This window comes from Dyella subtropica (assembly GCF_026283965.1).
Taxonomy (GTDB): Bacteria; Pseudomonadota; Gammaproteobacteria; order Xanthomonadales; family Rhodanobacteraceae; genus Dyella_D; species Dyella_D subtropica.
The window spans coordinates 149,639-165,093 of record NZ_JAPDPD010000011.1 but is presented as its reverse complement, the minus strand read 5'-3'; the positions used below and the strand labels follow the sequence as shown (position 1 = coordinate 165,093).

The 15,455-nt window shown below is 64.8% G+C and carries 18 protein-coding genes; all 18 read left to right on the top strand.

Translation table 11 applies throughout. The features are described from left to right. The first annotated feature begins 88 nt into the window (after nucleotides 1-88). The 18 genes from OUZ45_RS11575 to fabG all read left to right on the top strand — a co-directional run bounded on the left by OUZ45_RS11575 (nucleotide 89) and on the right by fabG (nucleotide 15,438). Nucleotides 89-1,192 carry a Glu/Leu/Phe/Val dehydrogenase dimerization domain-containing protein gene (locus OUZ45_RS11575; RefSeq protein ID WP_266170232.1) on the top strand — a complete coding sequence of 368 codons (1,104 nt, stop codon included), beginning with the start codon at nucleotides 89-91 and terminating at the stop codon, nucleotides 1,190-1,192. Between the two features lie 414 nt (nucleotides 1,193-1,606). Continuing rightward, a complete protein-coding gene (locus OUZ45_RS11570; protein WP_266170231.1) occupies nucleotides 1,607-1,876 on the top strand; it encodes an acyl carrier protein in 270 nt (89 codons plus the stop codon). A 13-nt stretch (nucleotides 1,877-1,889) separates the two neighbouring features. Further along, entirely contained in the window at nucleotides 1,890-2,678 is a 789-nt protein-coding gene (locus OUZ45_RS11565) for a glycosyltransferase family 2 protein (RefSeq protein WP_266170230.1), read from the top strand. Then, on the top strand, nucleotides 2,666-3,277 hold the full coding sequence (locus OUZ45_RS11560) for a LolA family protein (protein ID WP_266170229.1): 612 nt from the start codon (nucleotides 2,666-2,668) through the stop codon (nucleotides 3,275-3,277). The genes OUZ45_RS11565 and OUZ45_RS11560 overlap by 13 nt, the downstream gene beginning before the upstream one ends. Further along, nucleotides 3,274-5,667, top strand: a complete 2,394-nt coding sequence (locus tag OUZ45_RS11555; protein ID WP_266170228.1) for an MMPL family transporter — start codon at nucleotides 3,274-3,276, stop codon at nucleotides 5,665-5,667. The genes OUZ45_RS11560 and OUZ45_RS11555 overlap by 4 nt, the downstream gene beginning before the upstream one ends. A gap of 46 nt (nucleotides 5,668-5,713) precedes the next feature. After that, a complete protein-coding gene (locus OUZ45_RS11550) occupies nucleotides 5,714-6,940 on the top strand; it encodes a beta-ketoacyl-ACP synthase (protein WP_266170227.1) in 1,227 nt (408 codons plus the stop codon). Next, complete coding sequence (locus OUZ45_RS11545; RefSeq protein WP_266170226.1) at nucleotides 6,937-8,196, top strand: beta-ketoacyl-[acyl-carrier-protein] synthase family protein; 1,260 nt, start codon at nucleotides 6,937-6,939, stop codon at nucleotides 8,194-8,196. Before OUZ45_RS11550 ends, OUZ45_RS11545 begins: the two co-directional genes overlap by 4 nt. Beyond that, on the top strand, nucleotides 8,193-8,966 hold the full coding sequence (locus OUZ45_RS11540; RefSeq protein WP_266170225.1) for a beta-ketoacyl synthase chain length factor: 774 nt from the start codon (nucleotides 8,193-8,195) through the stop codon (nucleotides 8,964-8,966). The genes OUZ45_RS11545 and OUZ45_RS11540 overlap by 4 nt, the downstream gene beginning before the upstream one ends. Continuing rightward, nucleotides 8,927-9,736, top strand: a complete 810-nt coding sequence (locus OUZ45_RS11535; RefSeq protein WP_266170224.1) for a lysophospholipid acyltransferase family protein — start codon at nucleotides 8,927-8,929, stop codon at nucleotides 9,734-9,736. Before OUZ45_RS11540 ends, OUZ45_RS11535 begins: the two co-directional genes overlap by 40 nt. After that, nucleotides 9,733-10,002 carry a phosphopantetheine-binding protein gene (locus tag OUZ45_RS11530; protein ID WP_266170223.1) on the top strand — a complete coding sequence of 90 codons (270 nt, stop codon included), beginning with the start codon at nucleotides 9,733-9,735 and terminating at the stop codon, nucleotides 10,000-10,002. Before OUZ45_RS11535 ends, OUZ45_RS11530 begins: the two co-directional genes overlap by 4 nt. Next, complete coding sequence (locus tag OUZ45_RS11525; protein WP_266170222.1) at nucleotides 9,990-10,535, top strand: COG4648 family protein; 546 nt, start codon at nucleotides 9,990-9,992, stop codon at nucleotides 10,533-10,535. The genes OUZ45_RS11530 and OUZ45_RS11525 overlap by 13 nt, the downstream gene beginning before the upstream one ends. Then, nucleotides 10,532-10,894, top strand: coding sequence for an ApeI family dehydratase (locus OUZ45_RS11520; RefSeq protein WP_266170221.1), 363 nt, complete (start codon nucleotides 10,532-10,534; stop codon nucleotides 10,892-10,894). The genes OUZ45_RS11525 and OUZ45_RS11520 overlap by 4 nt, the downstream gene beginning before the upstream one ends. After that, on the top strand, nucleotides 10,891-11,859 hold the full coding sequence (locus tag OUZ45_RS11515) for a lysophospholipid acyltransferase family protein (RefSeq protein ID WP_266170220.1): 969 nt from the start codon (nucleotides 10,891-10,893) through the stop codon (nucleotides 11,857-11,859). The genes OUZ45_RS11520 and OUZ45_RS11515 overlap by 4 nt, the downstream gene beginning before the upstream one ends. After that, complete coding sequence (locus OUZ45_RS11510) at nucleotides 11,849-12,346, top strand: acyl-CoA thioesterase (RefSeq protein WP_266170218.1); 498 nt, start codon at nucleotides 11,849-11,851, stop codon at nucleotides 12,344-12,346. The genes OUZ45_RS11515 and OUZ45_RS11510 overlap by 11 nt, the downstream gene beginning before the upstream one ends. Further along, complete coding sequence (locus tag OUZ45_RS11505; protein ID WP_266170216.1) at nucleotides 12,343-13,065, top strand: class I SAM-dependent methyltransferase; 723 nt, start codon at nucleotides 12,343-12,345, stop codon at nucleotides 13,063-13,065. The genes OUZ45_RS11510 and OUZ45_RS11505 overlap by 4 nt, the downstream gene beginning before the upstream one ends. Further along, on the top strand, nucleotides 13,062-14,252 hold the full coding sequence (locus tag OUZ45_RS11500; protein ID WP_266170214.1) for a beta-ketoacyl-[acyl-carrier-protein] synthase family protein: 1,191 nt from the start codon (nucleotides 13,062-13,064) through the stop codon (nucleotides 14,250-14,252). The genes OUZ45_RS11505 and OUZ45_RS11500 overlap by 4 nt, the downstream gene beginning before the upstream one ends. Then, nucleotides 14,249-14,713: a hotdog family protein gene (locus OUZ45_RS11495; protein ID WP_266170213.1), complete on the top strand. Its 465-nt coding sequence runs from the start codon at nucleotides 14,249-14,251 to the stop codon at nucleotides 14,711-14,713. The genes OUZ45_RS11500 and OUZ45_RS11495 overlap by 4 nt, the downstream gene beginning before the upstream one ends. After that, on the top strand, nucleotides 14,710-15,438 hold the full coding sequence (gene fabG, locus OUZ45_RS11490) for a 3-oxoacyl-ACP reductase FabG (protein WP_266170211.1): 729 nt from the start codon (nucleotides 14,710-14,712) through the stop codon (nucleotides 15,436-15,438). Before OUZ45_RS11495 ends, fabG begins: the two co-directional genes overlap by 4 nt. Nucleotides 15,439-15,455 lie beyond the last annotated feature (17 nt).

Here is a 15,455-nt window from a genome sequence, read left to right as displayed (position 1 = left end):
CTCGGCGGGGCCGCACTGGATCGAACCCCGCCTCCATCCGCCGGCGCCTTACCCCCATGGCGTCGCCAAATGTGGAGTCACCGTTCCAATGATCTTCGAAACCATCGCCAACACGGGTCACGAAGAAGTCGTCTTCTGCCAGAACAAAGACGCCGGCCTGAAGGCCATCATCGCTATCCACAACACGGTACTGGGCCCTGCGCTCGGCGGCCTGCGCATGTGGCCGTACAAGACCGAGCAGGACGCGGTGAACGACGTGCTGCGCCTGTCGCGCGGCATGACCTACAAGAACGCCGTGGCCGGCCTGAACCTGGGCGGCGGCAAGGCGGTGATCATCGGCGATCCGAGCAAGGACAAGTCCGAGGCACTGTTCCGCGCGTTCGGCCGCTTCGTCAACTCGCTCAACGGCCGCTACATCACGGCCGAGGACGTCGGCATCGACGTCAACGACATGGAATACGTGTTCCGTGAAACCGAATACGTGACCGGTGTGCACCAGGTGCACGGCGGCTCGGGCGACCCGTCGCCGTTCACCGCGTTCGGCACCCTGCAGGGCCTGATGGCCGCGCTGCAGGTCAAGCACGGCAACGAAGACGTGGGCAAGTACAGCTACGCCGTGCAGGGTTGCGGCCACGTGGGTAGCGAGTTCATCAAGCTGCTGCGCGAACAGGGCGCCAAGGTGTTCGTCACCGACATCAACAAGGACGCGGTGCAGCGCTGCGTGGACGAGCTGGGTTGCGAAGCTGTGGGCCTGGACGAGATCTACGACGTCGACGCCGACGTGTACTCGCCGTGCGCACTGGGTGGCACGCTCAACGAGCAGACCATCGACCGCATCAAGGCCAAGATCATCTGCGGCGCGGCCAACAACCAGCTGGCCACCGATTCCATCGGCGACGAACTGACCCGTCGCGGCGTGCTGTACGCGCCGGACTACGCCGTCAACGCCGGTGGCGTGATGAACGTGTCGCTGGAAATCGACGGCTACAACCGCGAGCGCGCGATGCGCATGATGCGCACCATCTACTACAACCTGGGCCGCATCTTCGAGATCTCCAAGACCGAGAACGTGCCGACCTACAGGGCAGCCGACCGCCTGGCCGAGGAGCGCATCAGCTCGATAGGCAAGATCAAGCTGCCAACCATGGGCGATCACGGCCCGCGCTTCGCCGGTCGCATGCGCGGCCAGTAAGTGCACACCCACCCGTCCCCTGCACGCAGGGGACGGGCGGTTGCGAAGAGCCCGCTTTCAGCGGGCTTTTTTGTGTTGCGACACACCAAGGAACGCTGATGACCCGTTGATGGACGAAGCTCCAGGAAGGGTATGGCTTATGTCCCGTCCGACTCGGCAACAGCGCAGTTCTGCTAGAATGCTGCGACGCAAGTGGAAGGTGTAAGGCTTTGCCTACAAAAGCAAAGCTGTACAGGGGACCCGCAACGCGGGTAGTGGATTCAAATAAATTTTCGATCACGGCTACGTCTTACCAGGACGCCGTCGCGGCCTCGTGTTTGCTCGCACAAGGCCAGTTCACCCGCCAGCACCAGCGGCGAGTGGATGCCAACACGACGCGATAGGGAACGTAACGAACGCACGGGAACAGGGACTATGAGCACGACCATGGCAAGCGGCATCAGCGACGAGGACATCCTGGACCGGCTGCGACAGGTGTTGCACAACACCTTCGAAATCGAGCCGTCCCGCGTGACGCCCGATGCCCACCTCTTCACTGATCTGGAACTGGACAGCATCGACGCCGTCGACTTGGCCATCCAGGTGCAGGACATGACCGGGACACGCATCAAGCCCGAGGATTTCAAGAGCGTGCGCACGGTGAGCGACGTAGTCGCTACCGTGAAAGCCCTGCTCGATCGCTGACCGGCTCCCGTCGATGCAGGCACGTGTCGCCAGCAGTGCCGGGGCGCTCAAGCCTTGCGCGCTGATTCCCATCTACAACCACAAGGACACCATCGCGCGCACGGTGCAGTCGCTGCGCGCCCATGGCCTGCCGGTGGTGATCGTGGACGATGGCAGCGATACCGCCACGCGCGAGGTGCTGGACGCGCTGGTGCTCGGCCAGTCGGATATTCGCCTGCTGCGCCTGTCGCACAACCAGGGCAAAGGGCGCGCACTCAGCGCCGGGCTGCTGGCCGCGCGTGAGATGGGCTTCACCCATGCCTTGCAGATCGACGCGGACGGTCAGCATGACGTGGCCGACGTGCCGCGTTTTCTCACCGAGGCCGCCGCCGATCCGCGCGCACTGATCTGTGGCAAACCGATCTACGACGACAGCGTGCCCCGTGCACGCTTGTACGGTCGTTACGTCACGCACTTCTTTGTGTGGATAGAGACGCTGTCGATGGCCATCCAGGATTCGATGTGCGGCTATCGCCTGTATCCGCTCGATGCCACCTGCGCCGAGATCGCCCGCAAGCCGCTGCCGGCGCGCATGGATTTCGATACCGAGATCGCGGTGCGCCTGGCCTGGCGCGGCGTGCCGGTGCGCAACCTGCCCACGCGGGTGATCTATCCCGAAAACGGTCTCTCGCACTTCCGCATGTGGCACGACAACCTGCGCATCTCCGCGATGCATACCCGCCTGCTGCTGGGCATGCTGCCGCGCTCGCCGATGCTGTTATGGCGACGGATGCGTCGACGGGAGGCGCCGTGCGCCGCCTGATCGCCCTTTTCCTTTGCTGGTTCGCCGTGGGCGTGCATGCGCAGCAGTCCACCCTGTTGCAGAACGTCCTCAACGAACTGGGCAACCATGCCACGGTGCGTGCCGCGTTCACGCAAAGCCGCGAGAACCCTGCCCTGGCGCAACCGCAGGTGAGCCAGGGCCAGTTGTTGTTCGTGGTCGGGCACGGCATGTTGTGGCAGGTCACCGAGCCTTATCGGGAAACGCTCGCCCTTACCGGCGGCCGCACCGCGCGCATCGACGAACAGGGGCAGTCGCAGACGGTACGCGGCGGCGATCGCGGCGTGGCGCAGGTGTCGCAAATGCTGCAGTCGATGCTTTCCGGCAAGCAGGACGATGCCCTGCGCCAGTTCGACATCGACGCCCAGGGCAGCCTGTCCCACTGGACATTGCGCTTCACACCGCGGCAAGAGCGCATGGGACGCGTGCTGCGCCGGATCGAATTGGGCGGCGACCAGTTTCTGCAAAGCATCCGTGTGGAGATGCAGAACGGCGAAAGCACGCAGATCCGCTTCAGTGAAACGCGCGACGCCGGCCCGCTGACCGTGCTGGAAAAGCGCGCCCTGGGCATGCCGCCATGAGCGGCCCATCCCCTCCACCGCGCGCCCCGCATCTGCGCGCCCCCCTGTTTGGCGCTGCTTTATTCGGCACCTTCGCATTAGCAGTGGCATTGCTCGGCGCATGGCTGCTGTTCGGGCGCGGGGGCACACCGATCCAGACCGACTTGCTGGCCATGCTGCCGGCCACCGAGCGTCATCCACTGGCCGAGGCTGCGGTGGAACGTCTCGCACACGCCAACGGCGATCGCATGGTGTTGGTGGTCGAGCATGCCAACGACAGCGAGGCCAAGGACGCCGCGCGTGATCTGGGTAAGCGGCTGGTCGATAGCAAGGCCTTTGCATCGATCACCGCCGAACTGCCGCCGTTCGATCTCGACCAGTTGCTGGCGCCGTACCTGCCTCACCGTTTTCACCTGCTCACCGACGCGGATCGCGCATCGCTCACGCGTCCGGATTACGACCCGGCGCAGGCATTGGCGCGCCGTCTCAATGAACCGTTCCTGGCGGGCGTGGGCATCAAGCTGCAGGACGATCCCTTCGGCTGGCTGCAGCACTGGCTCGACCAGCAACCATGGAGCCGCTCGCCGCTGGTGCCCGAGGACGATCTGCTGACCGCCCATCGCGACGACCGCACCTATGTGATGGTGATCGCCACCCTGCGCGGTTCTTCTTACGACGACACGGTGCAGCGCACGGGCCTTTCCGCGCTGGCGCAGGCCGAGCAGACCGTGCTGCAAGATCACCCTGGCACACACGTTCTGCGCGCCGGTGCCGTGTTTCACGCGGCCGAGGCGCGCGCAGGTGCCGAACACGATGTGCATGTCGTCGGCCTCACTTCGACCCTGGGTATCGCGGTATTGCTGCTCTGGGCATTCCGTTCACCTCGTCCGCTGCTGATCGCCTTCCTGTCCACGGCCATCGGCATCGTCACGGCCATCACCGCCACCGTGCTGATCTTCGGACAGATGCATTTGCTGACGCTGGTATTCGGCGCGGCCTTGCTGGGCGAGGCAGTGGACTACTCCATCCAGTACCTCTGCGCTCGCGCCAATGCCGGCGCTACGTGGCAAGCGCAGCGCGGTGTGCGTCAGGTGCGACCTGCCTTGCTGCTGGCGCTGGCGACATCGTTGCTCGGCTATGCCTTGCTCGGTGGGGTGCCCTTCCCCGCGCTGCGCCAGATGGCCTGCTTCGCCATGGTCGGCATGCTCGCTGCCTGCCTGAGTGTGTTCTGGCTGCTGCCGGCACTGCTTGCCAAGCCGGCGAGCAAGCCGCTGTCGCCTTCGCTGGTTGGCCTGGCCCGCCGCATGCAGAACGGAGCCGCGCGGCTTGGTCATGGCCGATATAGCTGGATCGCACTGGCCTTGTTGGTGCTGGTGGCGCTGCCGGGTTGGTGGCGGCTGGGCCACGACGACGACATCCATCTGCTGATCTCGCCGCCCGCTGATCTCGCTCGCGAGGAAGCGCGCATCCGCGACATCACCGGCCTCGGTAACAGCAGCCAGTTCTATCTCGTGCATGGCGACAGTGCCGAGCAGGTACTGCAGCGCGAAGAAGCGCTGGAGGCACACTTGCAGACGCTCGTGCAGCAAGGCCGCATGGATAGCTGGACCGGCATCGCCGGCATGCTGCCCTCGGCACAGCGACAACAAGCCAATCACGCCGCGCTCGCCCCGCTGTTCGCCGACCACGCGCTGATGGAGAAACAGCTGCTGCATGCCGGACTGCGCGACAACGTGGTCGCGGCTTATCTCAATGCTTGGCCAGGGCAACCGCTGAGCATGGACGCATGGCTGGCCATGCCCGTCTCCACACCCTTCCGTTATCTATGGATGGGTCAAAGCGAGCACGGTTTTGCATCCATCGTGCTGCCGCAAGGTCAGGACGATGCGAATGTGCTGCGCACCGCCGCAGAAGAGCTGCCTGGCGTAGAGCTCGTCGATAAACCCGCCAGCATTTCGGCGTTGTTCGGACGCTATCGCACCTACGCCAGCCTCTGGCTGTCGGCGGCGCTGGTACTGGTCGCCCTGGTCTTTGTCTGGCGCTACGGGCGCGCGGCCCCGCGCGTCATCGCGCCGCCACTGCTGGGTATCGGACTAACGCTCACGGCGCTCGGCTATCTCGGCGAACCGCTGACCCTGTTCCATTGGATGGCCCTGATGCTGGTGCTCGGTGTCGGCGCCAATTACGCGGTGTTTCTGCACGAGGGCGAACCGCATGCCGCGCATGTACCTGGCGCCACTTATGCCGGCGTACTGCTCTCCGCCGTCACTGCCCTGCTCTCTTTTGGTCTGCTGGCGCTGAGCTCGATGCCCGCGCTGCAACACTTTGGCATCACCTTGTTGTTGGGTATCGGCTTTACGGCACTGCTGGTGCCAGTGACCCGACCTGCTCGCGAGTACGAAACCGTATGAACATACTCCTTTTACGCAGGTTCCTTTTGACGCAGGACGCCGGCCGATGAAGCGCGTCGTCATTACCGGCATCGGCGGCATCACCCCGCTGGGCCACGACTGGACGCAGATCTCGGCGCGCCTGCGTGAGTACCGCAATGTCGTCCGCCGCATGCCCGAGTGGGATTACTTCGATGCGCTCAACGGGCGGCTCGGCTGTCCCGTCGACGACTTCGTACTACCGGGCTGGCCGCGCAAGCAGGTGCGCTCGATGGGCCGCGTGGCGCAGCTCGCCGTCGCCGCCAGTGAACGCGCTCTGCACGACGCCGGTCTGCACGGCAGCGAGGACATTCGCGACGGCCGCATGGGCGTGGCCTATGGCTCATCCGGCGGCAGCGTCGAACCGATCCGCGCGATGGGCCACATGCTCACCACCGGCTCGATGCAGGGCGTGACCGCCACCAGTTACATCCAGATGATGGCGCACACTACGGCGGTGAACGTCGGCGTGTTCTTCGGCCTCAAGGGCCGCATTGTGCCGACGTCCAGCGCGTGCACCTCGGGCAGTCAGGCCATCGGCTACGGCTACGAGGCGATCCAGCAAGGCAAGCAGACGCTGATGCTATGCGGCGGTGCCGAGGAGCTCTCCGGCCCAGGCGCGGCAGTGTTCGATACGCTGTTCGCTACCAGCACGCGTAACGACGAGCCACAACTCACCCCGCGCCCGTTCGATCGCAGCCGCGACGGCCTGGTAGTGGGTGAAGGCGCCACCACCCTGGTGCTGGAGGAGTACGAACACGCGCGTGCGCGCGGTGCGCGCATGTATGCCGAAATCGTCGGCTTCGGCTGCAATTCCGACGGCAGCCATATCACCCAGCCCACCAGAGAAACCATGGCCGTGGCGATGCGCATGGCGCTGGCCGATGCGCAGCTTGCACCGGACGCGATCGGCTACGTCAGCGCCCACGGCACCGCCACGGATCGTGGCGACGTTGCCGAAAGCCACGCGACCGCTACCGTGCTCGGCACGCGCACGCCCATCAGCTCGATGAAGAGCTACGTTGGCCACACCCTGGGTGCCTGCGGTGCGCTGGAATCGTGGTGGGTGATCGAGATGATGCGCGAGCGCTGGTTCGCCCCCACCATCAACCTGCAGCAGCCCGATCCGGAATGCGCTGCGCTGGACTACATCACCGGTGAAGGCCGCACCATCGACACCACCTACGTGATGAACAACAACTTCGCGTTCGGCGGCATCAACACCTCGCTGATCTTCAAGGCTTGCGAAGCATGACGAGCGCTGGCGCACATCGCCAGGCGTTACCGCGTGTCGTGGTGACCGGCATGGGCGCGGTGTCCTGCGTGGGCGCGGGTCAGGCCGCTTTGCTCGATGCGCTGCGCGATGGGCGAAGCGGCATTCGCCCTATGGAAAGCCTCGCCGCGCTCGGCATGCGTTGCCAGGTCGGTGGTCCGGTGGATGAGGCTGTTCTGGATGAACCGCCGCGCAAACTGCGTCGATTCCTGCCAGCGACTACGTGGTACGCCTGGCAGGCCATGCGTGAAGCGATCGCGCAGGCGGGACTTTCGTCGGCCGATCTGCAATCGCACCAATGTGGCCTGGTGATGGGCGGTGGCGCCGCGCTGAGCGAGCACGAGATAGCGCTCGACAGCTTCCGCACACGCGGCGCCGGCAAGCTGTCGCCGTTCATCGTTCCGCGCGGCATGAGCAGCGCGCTGGCGGCGGGGCTCGCACACGCATTCGATATCGGCGGTCGCAGTCATGTGATCAGCTCCGCCTGCACCAGCGCGACGCATGCCATCGGTCAGGCGATGGAGCTGATCCAGCTGGGCAAGCAAGACGTGGTGGTCTGCGGCGGCAGCGAAGAACTGCACGACACGACGGCGCTGTGGTTCGACGCCATGGGCGCGTTGTCCGTCAACAGCAATGACCGGCCAACTTCCGCGTCACGCCCTTACGACCTGGACCGCGACGGCATTGTGCTGGCCGCCGGTGCCGGTGTGCTGGTGCTGGAATCGCTGGCGCACGCGCATGCGCGTGGTGCCACGGTGATCGCCGAGCTTTGCGGCTACGGCGCCAGCACCGACGCTACCAGCATGGTCGGCCCCGGCGCGGAAGGCATCGCCCGCGCGATGCGGCAAGCGCTGGATCAGTCCGGCGCGCAACCCGATTACATCAATACCCATGCCTGCTCCACCCCGCAGGGCGATGAAGCCGAATGGCAGGCCATCCAGGCAGTGTTCCAGGAGCGCCATCAGCTGCCGCCGTTGATGTCGTCGATCAAGGGGCTCATCGGCCACGCACCCGGTGCAGCAGGTGCCCTGGACGCTATCGCCAGCCTCCTGATGATGCAGTACGGTTTTCTTTCCGCGAGTACGACGATCGAAACACCGGACCCCGCCTTCGCTGCCGCCCCGCTGGTCCCAGCAAATATTCAGCACAACATGCGCAGCGTGCTTTCCAACAATTTCGGTTTCGGCGGAAGCTGTGCGTCGCTGCTATTCCGGGCGTTCGACGGAGACAGCGCATGATCGCGCTGCAGATCGCGCTGCAGATCGCGCAATGGCGCGCATGGGCGCCGTCTCTCGAAACCGGCGAAGCCTGGCGCCAATGGGCCGCTCAGCCATGGACGCCAGCCGATCAGGGCGAGCAGCCCGACTGCGGCTTCCTACCGTCCATGCAGCGGCGTCGCCTGAGTCGCATGGCACGCATGGCGCTCGAAGTGGCGTGGCCGCTGTGCGAAGAGGATGAGCAACTACCGTTCGTCTTTGCGTCTCGCCATGGCGAAACACAGCGCACGTATGCACTGCTAGGCGACGTGGCCGATCAACAGCCGTTGTCTCCCACCCAATTCGGCCTCTCGGTGCACAACGCCATCGCAGGCCAGTGGTCGATCCTGCGCGGCCAGCGCGGGGCAGCCAGCGCGATAGCGGGCGAAGCGGATACCTTCGAGCACGCCATGCTGGAAGCCGCCACGCTGCTCGACAGCGGCGCGCCTGCAGTGATGGTGATCATCGCCGAAGAGCGGCCGCCCTCGGCCTACGATGGGTGGATCGACGACGTGCCTTTCTCCTATGCACTCGCACTGCGCGTAGGCAAGCCCCGAGCGGGGCAAGACGCATCCTCCACATCCCGTTGGCAGCTTCAGCTGAGCCGGAACGTAGCCGATACAGGCGCAACTCACACCACCCATGGCGCATGGCCATACGCGCTCGACTTTCTGCGCGCACTGCACGAGCCGGGCACGCCTCTGGAGCACACATGGAAAACGCGTCGATGGATCTGGCAGCCGCTCCCCTGAAACGGCGTCGCGGCGACGCTTATCTCTGGCGGCTGGTGGCCACCGGCCTGAGCTTTCTGCTGTTTGGCATCGGCGGCATCGTGCTGCGTCTGCTGGTGTTTCCGCTGCTCTCCATGCTCCCGGGTGGCCGGCTGGAGCATCGCCGCCGCGTGCGTGCGGCGATCAGCCGCGCGTTCTACCTGCATGTGCAGTTCATGTATCGCACCGGTGTGCTTACGTTCGAAGTGGACGGTGCGGAACGCCTGGGTCAACCCGGCCAGATGATCATCGCCAACCACCCCTCGCTGATCGACGTGGTGTTCCTGGTGTCGCAGATCCGCGATGCCAATTGCGTGGTCAAGCAAGGGCTGTGGCGAAACCCCTGCATGCGCGGCCCGATCAGCACGGCGGAATACATCAGCAACAACGGCAGCCCGGAGATGCTGGAGCAGGCCGCCGACGTGCTGCGCGAAGGACAGACGCTGATCGTCTTCCCGGAAGGCACGCGCACCACGCCCAACCAGGCGCCGGTGTTCCATCGCGGCGCGGCAGCCATCGCGCTGCGTGGGGCGCGCGTCGTCACGCCGGTGTTCATCTCGGTGAAACCCACCACCCTGACCAAGGCCGAGCCCTGGTACAGCATTCCAGACCGTCGCATGCACGTACGCCTGCGGGTGGGTCAGGATATCGATCCGGCGGCATTCAATGCCGAAGCACCGATGCCGATAGCGTCACGCCGGCTCAACGAGCACTTGCATCACCTCTACCTCAAGGAACTAGCTTCGTCATGAACGCGCTGCAACAGGACATTGCACAACTCATCATTGACACGCTGAATCTGGAAGACCTCAAGCCCAGCGATATTCCGCCCGAACAGCCGCTGTTCGGCCAGGGCCTGGGACTGGATTCGGTGGATGCGCTGGAACTCGCGCTGGCGCTGCAGAAGCGCTACGAAATCCAGATCGCATCCGATTCGCGCGATGCTCGCCAGCATTTCGCCACGGTGGCGAGCCTGGCTGCGTTCGTCGAGGCACAACGGGCCGCATGCGCAAACTAACGACACTTCTTCTCCCGGTCATCGGGCTGCTGTACCCGTTCCTGGTCTATTTCGGAATGGAGCATGTGTCCACGCCGTTGTTCGCGCTGGTCCTCGGCGCGATCTGGCTGATCCGTGCGCCCGGGTTGTTGAAGCAGCCCGGCGGGCGCTGGATGGTGGGCGCCGCGCTGGCTTATTGCGCCCTGCTCGCCTTCAGCGGCGAAGCGGCCATGCTGCGCTGGTATCCCACTTTGATCAGCGCGCTGCTGCTGTTCGTCTTCGGCATCAGCCTCAAGTACGGGCCGACCATGGTGGAGCGCATCGCGCGCGTGCGCGAACCCAACTTGCCGCCCGAAGCGATTCCTTACACGCGCAAGGTCACCTGGGTGTGGGTGTGTTTCTTCGTGTTCAACGGTCTGATGTCGACCGCACTCACGCTGTGGGCGCCGCTGAGCTGGTGGACGCTTTATAACGGGCTGATCGCGTACTTCATCATGGGCGTGCTGTTCGCTGGCGAATGGCTGCTGCGCAAGCGGTTGCGGATAGCGCCATGAGCAGCGCGCCGTCTCCCACGCATCCCGTCTTGCTGGCCGAGCACCAGCAAGACGGCCGCCACACACTATCGCTGCAGCTGCCGCTCGATCTCCAGTATTTCGAAGGCCATTTCCCGCAGCTGCCCGTGCTGCCCGGCCTGGTGCAGGTCGCCTGGGCGCTAGAGCTGGCGGCGCCGCGCTTGGGCACGCCGACGCACTGCCGCCGGATGGAGATGCTGAAGTTCCAGCAATTGCTCCGCCCGGGCGACCGTGTCGAGCTCACACTTATGTACGAGGCCGCTCGCCACAGGCTGCACTTCACCTATCAACGAGATGGTGCCGATGTGTCGTCCGGCCGTCTGGTTTGGGAGGCGACATGACCGAGCCTCTCGTCCAAGAGCGTCACTGGGCGGTACAGAAGGAGCGTGGCAGCTTCATCCTCATGAAGTTCACCGCCACGGTGGCACGCCGCCTCGGCCGTCGCGCGCTGGCGCCGTTGCTGTATCTGATCGTGCTGTATTTCTTTGTCTCCGGCCGTCGCGCCCGCCACAGCGTGCAGCAGTACCAGACACGTCTGGCTGAGTGGAGCAGCCGCCCTGCTTTGCGCCCTCGACTGCGCTCGGTGTTCGGTCAGTTCATGGCCTTCGCCGACTGTCTGCTCGACCGGCTGGATGTGTGGAACGGCAAACTGCGCCTGGAGCAGGTGGAACTGCACGATCCTTCCGGCGTGCGCGAACAGTTGCTGCAAAGCCAGAACAGCGGGCGCGGACAGATTCTGGTGTGTACGCACCTTGGCAACCTGGACGTCTGTCGCGCCATGGCCGAGTTGGGCGACCAGGTACCGCTCAACGTGCTGGTGCACACCCATCATGTCGGCCATTTCAATCGCCTGCTCGGCGAAGCCGGTGAACACCGCATGCGCCTGATCCAGGTCAGCGAGCTGGACACGGCGCTGATGATGGACCTGTCCCAACGCATCGACCGAGGCGAATGGCTGGCCATTGCCGGTGATCGCGTGCCGTTGCACGGCGGGCGCTGCGTAACCGTCGATTTCCTGGGACATGCCGCGCCCTTTCCGCAAGGCCCCTGGTTGATGGCGGGGCTGCTGCGCTGCCCGGTAAATCTGATCTGCTGCCTGAAGGTCGATGGCCGCTATCGCATCCACCTCGAACCGTTCCTCGACACGCCGGCCTGGGAACGCGGGCAACGCGACGCGGCCATCCGGGGCTGGGTACAGCGTTACGCCGATCGGCTGGCTCAGCGCTGCCTGGAGTCGCCCCAGCAGTGGTTCAACTTCTATCCGTACTGGCAGGCACCGAACGCGGAGACCCACGATGCGCGCTAAAGGTGTACTGAGCGTCGACACGGATGTGCTGGTGCCGTTCTTCGATGTGGATTCGATGGACGTGGTCTGGCACGGGCATTACGTGAAGTATCTGGAGATCGCGCGTTGTGCGCTGCTCGACGACATCGGCCACGACTACACACAGATGAAAGCGGCCGGCTACGTATGGCCGGTAATCGATCTCCAGCTGCGCTATGTACGCGCAGCGCGTTTCGGTCAGCGGTTGACCGTGCGCGCGGAACTGGTCGAATGGCACAACCGGCTCAAGGTTCATTACCTGATCCGCGACACGGAGACCGGCGAGCGCTTGACGCGCGCCAGCACCGTGCAAGTCGCCGTGACGACCGCTGGCGAGCTGCAACTGCTTTCGCCACGCGTGTTCACCGACGTCGTAGAACAACGGCTGGCGCGTCTTGCCGCCACCCATCACTTACTTGCGCCGTCCGCCTCCGCCGATGACCCATCACCGATGACTGTTTGCCCATGAACTACGCCAGCCCTACCTATGTGGAAGAGACACGCATCGGCTTTCAGTTTCTGCGCACGCATACTTGGCAGCACCATGTGTTGCGTGTGGCAATCAATGATCTCAAGCGCCTGATCGGCGAGCCGCAGCCGCAGGGCGGCGTGTTGCTGGATGTGGGTTGTGGCCAGGGCAAATCGTTCCGTCTGCTGCGCGAAGCGTTTCGGTTCGATCGCCTGATCGGCCTCGACGCCGACCCGCACAGCGTGGAACTGTCGCGCACTGAAGCGCAGCGCGAAGGCATCGACGCCGAGCTGATGATCGGCGACTGCGCGCAGATCGATCTGCCCGATGCCAGCGTCGACATCGTGTTCTGTCACCAGACCTTCCATCACCTGGTGGAACAGGAACGTGCGCTGGCCGAGTTCTGGCGCGTGTTGAAACCGGGTGGCCTGCTGCTATTCGCCGAATCGACCAAGGCTTATATCGATACCTGGGTGATTCGCTGGTTCTTCCGTCATCCGATGGACGTGCAGAAGAGCGCCGAAGAGTACCTCGCCATGTTGCGTGGCCAGGGTTTCGAGTTTGAAACCCGCCACGTCTCCCTGCCCTATCTGTGGTGGAGCCGCTCGCGCGATTTCGGCCTGCTGGAACGCTGGGGTCTGCGCGCTCCGCCGCCGCCCGGGCAGCGCGAGGAAACCCTGGTCAACGTCGCGGCGCGTAAGCCGCTTGTGAGCACATGAAAACCTATCTCAACGAACTAGGTGTGATCTGCGCGCTCGGAGCCGGCAAGGCTGCCGTCGCCGAGGCCTTGTTCGCTGGCGACCATGGCGGCATTCGGCCGGAAGCGGGCTGGGTGCCAGGGCGCGACCTGCCTTTGGCCGCGGTGCGCATGGACTTGCCATCGATTCCGGAAGCGCTTGCCGGCCATCGCGACAATCGCAACAACCGATTGCTGCTGGCTGCCGCGCAGGAGATCGAAGCACCGATCCGCGCCGCCATCGCCCGCTATGGCAGCGAGCGCATCGGCGTCATCATCGGCACCAGCACGACGGGCATCGACGAAGCAGGCCAAGGCATCGCCGGCTTTCGCCGCGATGGCGCGTGGCCGGCGGACTATCGCTACGCGCACCAGGAGTTGGGCGGTCCCGCCGAATTCCTCGCTGAGTGGCTGGATCTTGCCGGTCCTTGCTATGGCATCTCCACCGCCTGCACCTCCGGCGCACGGGCCTTGCTGAGTGCGCGACGTCTGCTGCGGATGGGTGTGTGCGATGCCGTGCTATGCGGTGGCGCCGACACGCTCGCCGGCCTGCCGACCAACGGTTTCCACGCGCTGGAAGCATTGGACGACGCACGCTGCCGGCCGTTCTCGCGCAACCGTCGCGGCATAAATATCGGCGAGGCGGCGGCACTGTTTCTGATCACGCGCGAACCCGGTCCGGTGGAACTGCTCGGCGGTGGCGCCAGCTCCGATGCGTATCACATGTCCTCGCCCGATCCGCAGGGTCTGGGTGCGCAGCAAGCCATGCGCGACGCGTTGCAGGATGCCGGCCTGGATGCCGCGCACATCGACTACCTCAACCTGCACGGCACGGCGACCGAGCACAACGATTCGATGGAAAGCCAGGCCGTCGCCGCGGTGTTTGCACAGGGCGTGCCCTGCTCGTCTACCAAATCGATGACCGGTCATACGCTGGGTGCGGCGGGTGCACTGGAAGCCGCATTCTGCTGGCTGAGCCTGCGCGACTCGCGCGCCGAACGCCGCCTGCCGCCGCACGTGTGGGACGGCGAAGCCGATCCCGCCTTGCCTGCGCTGGTCTTCACCCAGGTGGGCAGCCATTTGCCTGCGGGCGGTTCGCGCCGTTTGATGAGCAATTCGTTCGCTTTCGGCGGCAACAACACCTGCCTGGTGCTGGGAGATGCGACATGACGCTGTGGCCTATCGCGGATGTGCTGCCGCATACCGGCGACATGGTGCTGCTGGATCGTGTCGTTGAATTCGACGCGGAGCGCATCGTTTGCACGCGTATCGTGCGCGATGGCGATCCCTTCGTGTCCGACGATGGCAGCTTGCCCGCATGGGCCGGTATTGAGCTGATGGCGCAGACCATCGCCGCCTGGGCCGGTTGCCACGCGCGCTCAGCTGGAGAACCGATTCGTCTTGGCTTCCTGCTCGGCTCGCGTCAGTACCAGTGCGATACGGATACATTTCCAACCGGCAGCGAATTGCGCATCGAAGCCATGCGCCACTTCCACGACGAAGACGGCATGGGCGTATTCGCTTGTCGCATCGACGCGTCGGGCGTGCACGCCGAAGCCCGACTCACTGTCTTCAGCCCACCGGACGCAGCTACCTTTGCCGCCTCTATTGCCCAGGACACACCCACATGACCGACACCATCCTGGTCACCGGCTCCAGTCGCGGCATCGGCCGCGCTATCGCCCTGCGCCTGGCCACCGCCGGCTACGACCTGGTGCTGCACTGCCGCTCCCGTCGTGACGAGGCGGAAGCCGTGCAAGCCAACGTCCAGGCGCTGGGTCGGCAGGCACGCATCCTGCAATTCGACATCGCCGACCGCGCCGCCTGCGCCGCTGCACTGGAAGCGGATATCGCTGAACACGGCGCCTACTACGGCGTGGTCTGCAATGCCGGACTCACTCGCGATGGCGCCTTTCCGGCGCTGACCGGCGACGACTGGGACCAGGTGCTGCGCACCAATCTGGACGGCTTCTACAACGTGCTGCACCCGCTGATCATGCCGATGATCCGTCGCCGCGCACCGGGCCGCATCGTCTGCATCACGTCGGTGTCCGGCCTGATCGGCAACCGTGGGCAGGTGAACTACAGCGCCTCCAAAGCCGGCGTGATCGGCGCGGCCAAGGCACTTGCGATCGAGCTGGCCAAGCGCAAAATCACCGTCAATTGCGTGGCCCCCGGCCTGATCGACACGGACATACTGGCCGAGGATCTGCCGCTCGAAGAGATCCTTGCCATGATTCCGATGCAGCGCATGGGCGCACCGGAGGAAGTGGCCGCTGCGGTGCAGTTTCTGCTCAGCTCCGACGCCAGTTACATCACACGGCAGGTGTTGGCGGTGAATGGCGGTTTGTGCTGAGGGCCTAGATACGAGTG